We start from the raw sequence: 13,130 nt of genomic DNA, 5'->3' as shown, positions 1-13,130 counted from the left end.
TTAAAAGATTAACAGAAACAAAAAAATATTAAATAAATTTTCTTTTGAGTTCTTTGAATAATGGGCGTGAGATGATGAGTAGTATTAGGCCTACGGAGCCTATCATACGGAGTGCGGGCTCGTCTAGCTCTCTGCTGGCATAGCGTAGTGCTGTGATGATGCCTAAGAATACAACAATGATAAAGGTAAAATCTATTTCGGGTAATGCTCCAGAGTGCTTAATGTTTTTTACTATATCTAGGGTTAAAAATGGTTCTTTTCTATAACGGTCTATCATTTCTGCCATTGCACGAGGGTTGCCATTGGTTTGTTCGTAGATGTGGTTTCTAAAGTCTTCCCAAGATTCTACTTCTAATCCAAATGAGTTTTGCTGAATGAATTTTATGGCGTTCTCTCGAGATAGATTTTTGATTTCTATTTTTTCGAAATTCCAAAGGAATGAGGTGTTTTTATTTTTGATATACCGCGCTGCACAAATGATAACAAAGGTGTCTTTAAGGCGTTCTATAATTCTTTTACTAGCGGCTGTAATGTCTGTAATATTATCTATTAGCAATATGTATTCTTTTGGTTCTACGATGGTCATAATTTTATCACAAATGAATAGGGCTGATTCTCTTTGTATTTTTTTTTCTACGGCTTCTATACCAATATCGCCATAGAGCATAGATAACATATTTTCTTTATCGCCTTTTAATAGGTATAACATCATATACATAAGGGATTTTTTTGCCATTCTATCGTCTTCAAATTTTAGTATTTTTTTGTTTGTTTTTAGATTGTCTAGAAGGTGGGTTTTACCTGTGCCTATATCGCCAATGATAACGGTATTGATTCCTAATTCTGCATTGACATTGAGTTTTGATAATTCTTCATTTCGCCCAATGGTAAAATAATTTTTGTTGAACGATAGATTGATAAGTTTTGTTTTTTTAGGTGGGAAGAATTTATGTTTAACTCTAACCCAAAAATTTCTTTTTTGTGTGGTAACGGCTTCTATTTTTTTGCTTAGTTGTTCGGTAGGGATCTGAGCATATATAAGTGTGGTATCGTATGAACTATGTCCTAGCATGGTTTTTATTTCTTCTAACTTAGTCCCGTTATTGAGATGATGTGTGGCAAAGGTATGCCTAAGCGTGTGCGGGTGTAGGTTTTGTATGCCTAATTTTTTTCCATAGGCCTTAAGGACTTTCCAAACAGTCTTACGGCATAGATGCCCTTTGTGGGTATAGCTTGGGAATAGGTAGTTTTCGGGCTGTGTAATGGGGATTTTGGATTGTTCTAAATAGTTGGCTAAGGCTCTGTATAAACGGTCTGATATGGGTATGGTACGATAGTCTTCGTTTTTCTTTTTGAGTGATTTTATTGTAATGGTTCTTTTTTGAAAATCGAAGTTTCTAAGCCTAAGTGTAACGGTTTCTGATACTCTAAAGCCACAATCTAACATTAAAAGAATGATGCATTTGTACTTTGGATTTTTGCATTTTTCAATGAGTAATAGGCTTTCTTCTTTTGATATGTAGTCTATGGTAATCATAAGCATTAAAAGTCTTCGCTATTGTTATGGTATTGCTCTTCTTTAAATTCTTGTGCTAAGTCCTGCTGATGTGCGTTCTGGATACTGTCTATAATTTCTAATCTACGGGCTAGTAGAATATGTTGTTTACCCGAGTGTAAAAGGATAATTTCGGGGTATTTTTTTAGTAGTTTTCTATCGTCTTGGGTAAGTTGATAGTTTTTGTAACTACAGGCAGTGAGTGCTGATACTGCTAATGCTAAGAGTGTGATGTTGGTTTTCATATTATTTTTTTTAAACTGTTTTTGCTAAAAAATCTTACCTATCTTACCAAAGCCTTTATTTATAGGGGCTAAGACTACTTACCTATACTTACCTGAACTTACCCAACCTACCTACATGTATTAGGTAACTTAGGTAACTTCTAGGTAACTTTATTTTATTATCTTACCTAAAATTATTGTCCTGATTATCATTTTATTATACTGATTAGGTAACTTAGGTAAGGTTATTTATTTTTTTGTTGCTGTAATTGATTTAAAAAATTATCAAAATCTTTTTCTGAAATGTTTTTCCAAATTTCGGAGCGTATGAATTTTTTAATGATTTCTTTTTCGTGATAGAGATAATCTGTATCCTTATCTATGACTTCTAATATATAGCCTAGTGCTTCTCTGACACCATCTATATATTCTAGTTCGTTTTTAATTTCTACTTGTTTCATATTTGAAATATTTTCATATTATAATACTTTTACCCAGTATCCGTAGGTTTGTTTGGTTTTATGTTTTTTTCTTTCAAAGCCTAAGGCATTAAATGCTTTTCCAATCTGTACGCTAGAGAGCCTAACGCCTAATTCTGATAGCCTTATCAAAACATCTGTACTGGTTACAAATACGCCTTCGTTTTCCTGAGCTGGTTTGTAATTGCTGGCGATGAGTTCTTGCTCAGTGCTTAGGATTTGGTATTTTTTGTTTCTATCTTCGTTGTCTTGGATTTCATCAAATGTCATTTCGCTATTGAAACTATCATCTAGTGCAAGGGCATAGGCTTGAGACCAAAATAAATCTATATTGCACTCTTGACGGTAGTTCCAATTGATGCCTGTAATTTGAAAGCATAACCAACGCACGGAGCCTGTTTCATCATCTAAAAATGTATCTCTATTGGTAGATCCTATAAAACTGCAAATGCGTGGTAGTATGCTATTTTTTCTATCGTAGGGTAGGCGTTCGTTGATTTGGTCTTTTGAGAAGTAGGATTTTAGGGTATTGATTTCTTTTTTGGCTAGGCTTGAAAGTTCGTCTAAATTGATAAGGAAATTTTTGCATAATAGTATCCTTGCATCTTTATCATTACTAATATCTTCGGCTAGATATTGGGATAATTCTGGTGGGCATAAGAAACGGCAAAAAGAACTTTTACCTGAGTTCTGAGCCTTGTGTACTAAAACGAAGGCTTGTTTGTTAAAGTATCTTTCTAATAGCGCACATTTAACTGTTCTAACTGCCCATTTTTTGAAATGATGATTGAATTTTTCTCTATCCAAAGGGTATACATAATTGGCAAGGTTACTGATATAATCTGTTCTACCGTCCCATTTTGGTAAGTTCTCAAAGTATTCCTGTATAGGGTTATAATGGGGTACAAACTCACTTTTTAGAATGGCAATGAGGTTGTTTATACTGATTTTAATTCCTTTTTTCTGAAGTTCTAAATACAAGGAATTTTCATTGAGTGATTTCCAATCATGGGTTGTTTTTTTGCAGTATTCTATGTCTAATGCAATGGTATTGTATCTGAATTTGTAGTAAGTAGATAAATATTCTTCTGTGATATGAAATATAGTGTTTTGAGTGTCTTTTTTTGTTTCGGCTTCTTCTAGTTCTCTTATTTCTTGTATTAATTTCTGATAGTGTGATTTATCGTATACTAGGAAATAGTCGGCTATATCGTTGTATTTTTCGGGTAAAATAATTTGTTTGATAGAGTAGGCCTGGCATAGTTTTAAAGCGGTTTCCATGCCTGTTTTATCATTGTCGTAGCAAATGTAAATATTGTCTGTTTTCTGCTTGAGCTTGAGTATTTCTTCTTCTTTTATAAAGCCACTTTCTGACCTAAATGATACGGCGGGAAAGCCATTGGCATTGAGTATTAGACAGTCTTTTTTGCCTGCTGTAATGATGATATAGTCTTCTTTATTTTTTAATTGTTCGTATCCAAAAATATCGGAAAATGTAAGGTTATTATAAAAGAATTTTTTGTTTTTGCCTTGTGCAGGGATATAAATTTCGGCATTGTCATTGACTTTATAAATAAACCCCACAATACCAGAATAAAGTTTTATTTTTTGTATAGCATTTTTTTTAGAGTTATAATACTCGTATTTATCAAGGTTTTTGACATTGTATTTTTCTAGAATATCTTTTGTAACATTCCAATTTCCTTGTGTCCAAAATTCTAAACTATGGGAAGTATAGGGTTTTTCAAAATATATAAAGTGTTTATTATCAGTACTATTATTAATAGACTGAAAATTTATATTTTTTTGTTTCTGTTCCTTGATAACTCCCATATCACTAGAGATTATATTTAATATTTCTGCAAATTGTGTTTTACAATCTAAGCCTTTAATGTCTGCTACAAATTGCCAAACATCCCCTTGCTTCCCTGTACTAAAACATTTGAAAGAACCATTTTTAAAGACTTTGAAACTGGGGTTCTTATCCTCTGTAAATGGTGAAGATATTTTGGTATATGGTATGAAGCCATGACCGTAGTAATAATTGTAAATTTCTACTTGTGTTGTTTGCTTTAAAATTGTATTTTTGTCCATAATAAAGAATAGAATTTTTTCAAAACGCTTACGATGCCTAACCACATCATAGGCGTTTTTTTAGTTTATTGATTAATTTTTTCTGCTTGTTTTCGTAGTTTAATTTTCGAATTTCAAATGAATGCTTACTATTATTAAGATTCATCTGGTGTCTTATTTTTTCTTCTAAATTGATTTGGTTTTGCTCATACTGTTTTGATTTTATAGTGTATAGTTCTTCTAAAAGCATGATGTTTTTATGTTCATAGGTAAGTGCAATAGAGTCTCTTTTTAAGTCTAAAATTTCTGCATCTATAGCGATTAATTGTGATGATAGCTGCTCCTGTAATGAAATAGCTAGTTTTTCGCGCTCAATACGATTGCGATTTGATGTTTGTATATAATTGGATAAATTGGATAAGGATATTCCAAAATTGACCGTCGGTCTATATACCTGTGTGAAAGGATCCCAAGTGCTAGAAACTGATACTGTGGGTAATAATGATAACCATTTCCATGATTTTTTTTCGGATGTGAGTTTTATTAACTGGGAATTGGTAGCAATACGAGATTGTTTGTAATCTTGTTGTAAAGTTTCTAAAGATTGACAATGATAATATTTTATACTAAAAATGATAAAAAATGAACACGCAAATAATTTATAAAATATTGATTTATAATATTTTGTATATTTTTTTATCCTATAATTTATATTATGTTAAATTGATTATGATTTACATAAATGTGTTTATCTTTTTTCTATACCCAATACATAATATACTACTGCTTGTACTCTGGCTAAAAATTCTCGGGTATGATTTCTATAATAACTTTCTGGCTTCGTGACATCTTGGGCTTCAAAGGCTAAGGCATTCATATGCATATTTCGAGCAAAAAATAAAGCCCGTAAATTATGAAACCCTTGCGAAATAATGATGATATTTGTTTGATGATACACATTCTTACAACGCTCAATACTTTCTTTGGTGCTATAACCTTTGGGGTCTTCTATAATTATATCTTCTGGAATATGTTCAGTATTCACTAAATAATTTTTCATCGCTTTGGGTTCGTCGTAGTATGGACTTTTTTCGCCACTCACAATTATTGTTTCAATTTTACCATAATGATATAATGCCGATACCGCTTCCATACGCTTCGTGAAATAAGGATTGGCAATACCAGAGCGCATTTTCGGCGAAGTTCCCAATACCAAAGCCGCATTTCTGTAAGGAATTTTACTTACCTTGGTATAAGTTCGCCCATGATTTAGTGCATAAACCCAACTATTTGCCGAAAGCATCACTAAAAGTAATAATTCAGCAGTTATAATTATGGTTTTCAATATGTTAATTACAAATTTCAAATCAAATCAAAATTGAGTTTTAAGGTTTTAGATATAGGCAAAGATACACAAATCAGCACCTCACCTTCTTCTAATTCTTTATCTGTAAGGTATTCATTATCGGTCATTTCCACTTTGCCTTCTTCTAGTTTGCAACGACACGCCCCACAAATTCCAGATTTACAAGAATATGGTAACTCATAACCTAAATCTAATAATTGAGATAATAATTTCTGCTGATTATTTTTAAGGTGTACCACTGGCGAAGTTTCCCCGTTGAGTTGCCACTGCACCAAAATATCTTCTATACGTTCGTGTACTTGCTCTTCTGGATAAATGTCTTCATTAAAACTCTCAAATAACTCAAAATGGATATTTTTCTTTCTAATCCCATTTTCATAACACGCTGTGGCAATATCTTTTATCATCATTCCAGGACCGCAAATTAAAATTTCGTCCACGGCATCCCAAATGGTAGATTCGTCGTCATCTTCATCTAAATGCAATAATTGATTGATGATGAGCTCTATTTTCCGTTCATTAATTCTACCCGAAAAAAATGGGTGCATATCAGGTTCTTGCGTATAAAATTCATAAACTTCTAAACGCTCTGGATATTGTGCAACCAACGCAGCCAATTCATCTTTAAATACAATTTGCGCCTTAGTTTTGTTAGCATAAAATAAAAAGAATCGAGTGAGACGTTCGGTATGTAGTATATGTTTAAGATGAGATAAAATTGGGGTAATGCCAATGCCGCCCGCAAACCCCAAAATGGTGCGTTTTTCATTCGGTTTATCGGCTAAGGTAAATCTACCCATAGGGGCTGAAACTAAAATTTCATCACCCACTTCATAGTGTTTAAAAATATGATTCGCAAATGATTCCTCATGATTGATTTTGAGTGCCAATTCCCATTTATTTTCATAAGGAGCGGATACAAAACTATAATCGTTGGCTTTGTCTTCGTGCTTTAGCCTTAAATATTGTCCTGCTAAAAACTCAGTCCCCTGCCCTTTCGGCGGCTCTAGCCCCAATAAAAAGGTGTGTTTGGATAATTGCTGTTTTTTAGTTACTTTTAGCCTTTCAAAACGAGGCTTAATACTTTTATTAACTTCGTTCATAAGCGAACAAAAATAATAAAAAATTATGAAAAAATTAGTATTAGGGGTGAGTATTGCCCTATTTGCTCTTAGCTGTGAAAAAAAAGACACACCTATTAGCACCACAACAAACGATGCAGATTCTACGGAACAGGTAACAGAAACAACCACAGTAGTGACTACACCTAAGGAAGTAACTAAGGCACAACTGGCAGACCTTGTTACTCCAAAAGATAATGATACGCTTTATGTTACCAATTTTTTTGCCACTTGGTGTGGCCCTTGTATGATGGAAATTCCACATTTTAAGGAAAAAATGAAAGAATTAGAGGGACAACCCGTTAAGTTTACCTTTGTAAGTCTAGACCAAAAGAGCGATTGGGATACTAAAGTAAAAGAGTTTGGCGAAGAAAATGGACTATCTTCAAATATCGTATTATTTGATGGGGAAAGTTTTGATGAGTCTTTCTTTAGTGAGCATTTTAAAACTTGGAAAGGTGAAAGTATTCCATTTACTTTAATTCAAAAAGGTAAAAAATCTAATGAAACGGTAGGCAGTATGAGCAAAGAAGACCTCAATGGAAAGCTCAACGAATTAAAATAATCTATGTTTAAAATAGGTTTTAAACAATTAATTATCAGTATTTCATTGGCGGTAATGGTTCTAATTACCGTCAATTTAAATATAGGCTATATCCATTTGGAACCTATTGATTTTTTTCAAAATACACCCCATCATCAAATTGCAGAGCTTAGAATCCAAAGGGTATTCGCGATGCTGATTGCAGGGATTGCCATTCCGACCTCTGGATTTTTACTCCAAGAATATTTTCAAAACCCTTTGGCTGGACCTTCGGTTTTAGGAATTACCTCTGTTGCTAGTCTTAGTGTGGCATTGTTTATCTTTTTTTCGAATCAAATCATTATTCCAGAGTTCTTACAAAACGGACTCATGAGTCTAGTGGCAGTAGTTGGAAGCCTTAGTATGATGGGCATTTTGCTGCTGTTTTCAAAAACTTTTAAAGACACTTCCTTTCTCATTATTTTTGGATTTTTAGTTTCGGCATTGGCTGGTGCTGTGGTATCTATTATGCAAGTTTATGCAGACAATCAAAGTTTTAAACATTACATTTTATGGAGTTTTGGCGCTAATAATCAGCTGAATTTTAATCAATTAATTCTATTATCTGGTCTAATAATTTTAGGATTAGGATTTAGTTTTAAAAGTATCAAACCTTTGATAGGAAATGCTTTGGGAACTTCTTATGCTCAAAGTTTTGGGGTTAATTTAAAGGGGCTTAAATTCAATATTATTTTAGGGTCTTCCCTATTGGCAGCAGGTACTACGGCGTTTTTAGGGCCTATATTATTTATCGGTATTATTGTTCCTCATTTTAGTCGTATGGTTTACAATCCTGCCTTGCTTTGGCAACAATGGTTACTTAATCTAACGATTGGCATGGCTTTGATGCAAGGCTTTTCCATTATTTCGGAAGTAAGCAGTTTACCCATCAATATCATCACTTCGGTATTTGGGATTCCCGTTATTTTGTTAATGCTGATTAAAAGAAAACATGAATGAAACGAACATTTAATATCCAATGGTTAACCATAGCAATAGCAGTGTTGGCATTAATAAATATAAGTGTTCAATACTTAAAACCTGCAGTTACTCTTAGTTTAGAGCCTTTGGAATCTGATATTCCAGTAAAAATAAAGCCTTATTCTTCTAATGAAGATAGTGTGATGATTTTCATTCCGCATAAGGTAAAAGTCACTAATCATCGGGCTAAAACACTATCAGTTAATGGTATATATGTCTATGATACACCAACCACAGATTTTGAATTTGAAAATCTCATTTTTGACAATAATGGATTCAGTTTAAGAAACAAACCATTGGAGTTGGAACAGCACTTAGTATTAGACTCATTATTAGCCAATTTCAAATTGATTGACTATCTCAATCTTAAAAATAACGACAAAATTCCGCCCTTTCTTAGCAGAACGTTTTATTATTATCAGCCTTTAAGGGTCTATGCTCCTTTAATCAGTCAGAAGTTATATCGTCAATCAAATTTTAAAACAACAGTTTTTAAACCATTCTCTCAATTAAAATTTCCAAACCCTATTACAATACCCGATTCACTAATTAGAGATACAAAAGCACATCCATTAGTTTTTACTTTCAAAAAAAGTACAAATGACAAAGTTCAAAAATATGGAAGTTATGAAATCATCTACGATTTAGAGAGTCATCAGCAAGAATTATTTGATACCTATAAAGTTTTGCATAATATGAATGATACAGAAGAAATATTAGAGTTTCTTCAAACCCCAAAACATAAAATTATTCAGCACTATAAAAAATAATCATGTCAATTCTCAAATTTAAGAATCTTACCATTGGCTACAAAAGCCCATTAATCCGTAATATTAATATAAAAACCCATTTGGGCGAAGTAGTGTTAATGGTAGGCGATAATGGCATTGGCAAAACCACATTGATTAAATCCATTCTAAAACAAATTTCACTACTTGAAGGTCGTATTGAGATCAACAACACCTCTATTGACAAATTAGACCATCAAGCCATTGCCCAAATGGTTTCCGTAGTATTATCCAAATATCAACTTCCTGAACATTACACTACCAAAGATTTAATTGCATTAGGCAAATATATCCATTATCCTTATTATTTTAAATTAACCCAACAAGACGCACAAGAAATAAATCATATTATTAGCCAACTAGGTTTATCATCCTACGCGGATAAAAAATTATCACAACTCTCTGACGGCAATCTTCAAAAAGCCTTTATTGGAAGAGCCATTGCCCAGAATACACCAATCATTATTTTAGATGAACCCACAACTCATCTCGATGAAAAAAACAAAATCGCAATACTTAAATTGCTAAGGCAATTAGCCAAAGAGCAAAACAAACTAATCATCTTCTCATCTCACAATTGGCGCTTAGCCCAACAATATGCCGACCAACTTTGGTGGCTTCATTCGGGAAGACTGCACCACGGACTGGTGGAAGATATGCTTTTAACCCATCCAGAACTTCAAAACAATCATACGATACAACCGCCTCAAAAATTAAAACTTCCCACCATTGATGCCCCAGAACTTCATAAAAAAACTTTAATCGCGTTATTGGAAAAACATTTCAATCAAGATTTATCGTATTATCAGATACAGTACCAAGCAACGCAATGGTGCATAAATACTGAAGGTAAAATACAGGTATTCAATAATTTAGAATCTCTATTAAATGAGATAAAGACCTCCATGTTAAATTAAACAAACATTTAAAATATGTATAGCATAATATTTAAATAACTGTATACCAAAATATTAACTAAAATTTAACATTAAAATACTATGCATGCATAGTATTTTTTGTATATTTGGATAAATCAAAATTTTAATAATGCAGTCACTTACCAAAGAGAAAATAGAAAGTATCGATTTAATATTAAAATCCACATGGCTCTCGGTATCCAAGATGTATGCTGAACTGGCACAAGAGTATCAATCGACTACCGTCCAAGCCTTAACATTATTGAAAATAGACCCGAAAAATGGAACCCGCAGTACCAATTTGGGACCCAAAATGGGCATTGAATCCACTTCCCTTACAAGGATTATAAAACTACTAGAAGACAATGGCTATATCTATAAGGAAAAATCGGCTACGGATAAACGAGAGGTCATCATAAAATTAACGCCTAAAGGCTTAGAATCTCGAAATTTATCTAAAAAAATGGTGCTGAAGTTTAATAAAAGTATCATAGATACGATAGAGCCAGAGAAACTTGATATTTTTAAAGAGGTGATGAAGGATATTTCTAATATCGCTAATCATCTAAACAATAAAAAACAAATAGATTAATAAAAAAGTATGAAAAGAAGAATCAAACACATTACCGTTTTAGGTTCTGGAATTATGGGGGCTGGCATCGCGGCACATTTCGCCAATATTGGTGTAGAAGTGCTGATGCTGGATATCGTACCTTCTGAACTAAACGAAACGGAACAAAAAAAAGGAATTTCTAAAGACGATAAAGCCTTTAGAAATCGTATTGCAACAGAGAATTTAGCCAAACTAAAAAAATCGAGCCCTGCCCTACTCTATTCCCCTAAATTTGCCGACCGCATTAGCGTAGGTAACTTTGAGGATGATTTAAAGAAAATCAAAGATACCGATTGGATTATCGAGGTAGTGGTAGAGCGCTTAGACATCAAAAAATCAGTATACGAAAAAATTGAGCAATTCCGCAAGCCGGGGACTTTAGTATCGTCCAATACTTCTGGAATTCCGATTCATTTACTAATCGATGGTAGAAGCGAAGATTTCAAACAGTATTTTGCAGGGACACACTTCTTTAACCCTGTGCGTTACTTACCTTTATTAGAGATTATCCCAACCAAAGATACTTTACCAGAGGTTGTAGATTTCTATATGAATTATGGCGCGAAGTTTTTAGGTAAAACTACAGTACTAGCTAAAGATACACCAGCATTTATTGCGAATAGAATTGGGGTATTTAGTATTATGGATTTACTTCATAATGTAAGAAAACTTGGGCTAAGTGTTACCGATGTGGATAAATTGACGGGACCTATCATTGGGCGTCCCAAGTCAGCTACATTTAGAACAGCAGATGTTGTAGGGTTAGATACTTTAATCCATGTGGCTAATGGGGTAAGAGAAAGTGGTGCTGAAGCCAATGATTTTAATGATGTCTTCCAATTGCCAGACTATATCCAAAAAATGATGGATAACCAATGGCTAGGGTCTAAATCAGGACAAGGCTTCTATAAAAAAGTAAAAAATGCCGAGGGTAAATCTGAAATCTTAGGGCTAAATTTAGATACTTTAGAATATGAGGCGCAAGAGAAAACATCGTTCCCAACATTGGAAATGACTAAAAATATTGATGAGCCTATTAAGCGTTTTAAAGTCCTTATCGGTGGACAAGACAAAGCCAGTGAGCTTTATAAAAAATCGTTGGGTGCATTATTCGCTTATGTTTCTCACAAAGTACCAGAAATTTCAGACGAAGTTTATAAAATAGACGATGCCATGCGTGCAGGTTTCGGGTGGGAAAATGGACCGTTTGAAATTTGGGATGCCGTGGGCGTTCAGAAAGGGATAGACTTAGCGAAAGAAGCGGGCTATGAAGTTTCCGATTGGGTAAAAACTATGGCTAATGAAGGTAAAGCCTTCTATCAAGTGAATGACGAAGGACATTCTACCTTCTATCATAAAGATAATTACGAACCTATTCCAGGTCAGGAAGCCTTTATTATTTTAGATAATATCAGAAAAAATAAAACCCTTTGGAGTAATTCTGGCTCTGCTATTCAAGACCTTGGTGATGGTATCATCAACTTTGAGATTCGCTCAAAAATGAATTCTTTAGGTGGTGAGGTATTAGACGGACTTAATCGTGCTATAGACTTAGCAGAGAAGGAATACGATGGTTTAGTAGTCGCTAATCAAGGGGCTAACTTCTCAGTGGGAGCCAACTTAGCCATGATTCTGATGATGGCGGTGGAGCAAGATTGGGACGACCTTAATATGGCGATTGCATATTTCCAAAAATCTATGATGAGATTACGCTACTGTGCCGTGCCAACTGTAGTCGCACCATTTGGAATGACTTTAGGCGGCGGTTGCGAAATGACACTCCATGCCGACCGTGTGGTTGCAGCAGCAGAAACTTATATCGGATTAGTGGAAGTGGGCGTTGGTGTAATCCCAGGTGGTGGCGGTAGTAAAGAAATGACGCTAAGAACCATGAAGCAAGTTTATAAAGACGATGTTAAAAATAACCGTCTTCGCGATGCCTTTATGAATATCGCAATGGGTAAAGTAGCAACTTCTGCTTATGAAGCCTACGATATGGGCATCCTTCAACACGGAAAAGATATCGTGGTTGTAAATAAAAACCGTCAAATCGCAGAGGCTAAAAAAGTTGCTAAGTTGATGGCTGAACAAGGCTATACCCAACCGATTCCTCAAAAGGTAAAAGTAGTTGGTAAAGACGCGTTGGGAATGTTCTATGTAGGCACCGACCAAATGTTAGCCGGAAATTATATTTCTGAACACGATAAAAAAATCGCCGATAAATTGGCGTATGTAATGGCAGGGGGTAACCTTTCTGAAGAAACCTTAGTTACAGAACAATACTTGCTTAACCTAGAGCGAGAAGCGTTCCTACAACTCTGTGGCGAAAGAAAAACCCTAGAGCGTATCCAATACATGCTCCAAAAAGGAAAACCGTTGAGAAATTAATGAGTGTGTAATGTTGTACGATGTATCATGTACTTTTGTATG

At 34.1% G+C, this 13,130-nt stretch carries 12 protein-coding genes; 6 read left to right on the top strand and 6 right to left on the bottom strand.

Features of this window, described 5'->3' with window-relative positions:
• Positions 1–28: 28 nt before the first annotated feature.
• The 6 genes from C237_RS0100530 to C237_RS0100495 form a co-directional block, all read right to left on the bottom strand.
• A complete protein-coding gene (locus C237_RS0100530) occupies positions 29–1,537 on the bottom strand; it encodes a tyrosine-type recombinase/integrase (RefSeq protein ID WP_245539679.1) in 1,509 nt (502 codons plus the stop codon).
• A gap of 5 nt (positions 1,538–1,542) precedes the next feature.
• Positions 1,543–1,800: a hypothetical protein gene (locus C237_RS0100525; RefSeq protein ID WP_018674527.1), complete on the bottom strand. Its 258-nt coding sequence runs from the start codon at positions 1,798–1,800 to the stop codon at positions 1,543–1,545.
• Positions 1,801–2,024: 224 nt separating this feature from the next.
• The gene (locus C237_RS0100520; RefSeq protein WP_018674526.1) at positions 2,025–2,240 is read right to left on the bottom strand and encodes a hypothetical protein; all 216 of its coding nucleotides are present in this window, start codon (positions 2,238–2,240) and stop codon (positions 2,025–2,027) included.
• Positions 2,241–2,258: 18 nt separating this feature from the next.
• Entirely contained in the window at positions 2,259–4,352 is a 2,094-nt protein-coding gene (locus tag C237_RS0100515; protein WP_018674525.1) for a VapE domain-containing protein, read from the bottom strand.
• 727 nt (positions 4,353–5,079) lie between these two features.
• Positions 5,080–5,634, bottom strand: a complete 555-nt coding sequence (locus C237_RS0100500) for a SanA/YdcF family protein (protein ID WP_425413721.1) — start codon at positions 5,632–5,634, stop codon at positions 5,080–5,082.
• Between the two features lie 59 nt (positions 5,635–5,693).
• Positions 5,694–6,800, bottom strand: coding sequence for a flavin reductase family protein (locus tag C237_RS0100495; RefSeq protein ID WP_018674522.1), 1,107 nt, complete (start codon positions 6,798–6,800; stop codon positions 5,694–5,696).
• A 25-nt stretch (positions 6,801–6,825) separates the two neighbouring features.
• Here C237_RS0100495 and C237_RS0100490 point away from each other — a divergent pair, with 25 nt between their 5' ends.
• The 6 genes from C237_RS0100490 to C237_RS0100465 all read left to right on the top strand — a co-directional run bounded on the left by C237_RS0100490 (position 6,826) and on the right by C237_RS0100465 (position 13,088).
• On the top strand, positions 6,826–7,383 hold the full coding sequence (locus C237_RS0100490; RefSeq protein WP_018674521.1) for a TlpA family protein disulfide reductase: 558 nt from the start codon (positions 6,826–6,828) through the stop codon (positions 7,381–7,383).
• Between the two features lie 3 nt (positions 7,384–7,386).
• Positions 7,387–8,361, top strand: a complete 975-nt coding sequence (locus tag C237_RS0100485) for an iron chelate uptake ABC transporter family permease subunit (RefSeq protein WP_018674520.1) — start codon at positions 7,387–7,389, stop codon at positions 8,359–8,361.
• Positions 8,358–9,152 (top strand): hypothetical protein, encoded by a 795-nt coding sequence (locus C237_RS0100480; protein WP_018674519.1) that lies wholly within the window; start codon positions 8,358–8,360, stop codon positions 9,150–9,152. Before C237_RS0100485 ends, C237_RS0100480 begins: the two co-directional genes overlap by 4 nt.
• Positions 9,153–9,154: 2 nt before the next feature.
• A complete protein-coding gene (locus tag C237_RS0100475; protein ID WP_018674518.1) occupies positions 9,155–10,087 on the top strand; it encodes an ABC transporter ATP-binding protein in 933 nt (310 codons plus the stop codon).
• Between the two features lie 130 nt (positions 10,088–10,217).
• Positions 10,218–10,679 carry a MarR family winged helix-turn-helix transcriptional regulator gene (locus tag C237_RS0100470; RefSeq protein ID WP_018674517.1) on the top strand — a complete coding sequence of 154 codons (462 nt, stop codon included), beginning with the start codon at positions 10,218–10,220 and terminating at the stop codon, positions 10,677–10,679.
• A 9-nt stretch (positions 10,680–10,688) separates the two neighbouring features.
• A complete protein-coding gene (locus C237_RS0100465) occupies positions 10,689–13,088 on the top strand; it encodes a 3-hydroxyacyl-CoA dehydrogenase/enoyl-CoA hydratase family protein (protein WP_018674516.1) in 2,400 nt (799 codons plus the stop codon).
• Positions 13,089–13,130: the final 42 nt, after the last annotated feature.

It is taken from the genome of Riemerella columbina DSM 16469, from assembly GCF_000374405.1.
Lineage (GTDB): Bacteria > Bacteroidota > Bacteroidia > Flavobacteriales > Weeksellaceae > Riemerella > Riemerella columbina.
Note: the sequence above shows the minus strand (reverse complement) of the source record. Positions and strands in the feature narration are given on the sequence as shown.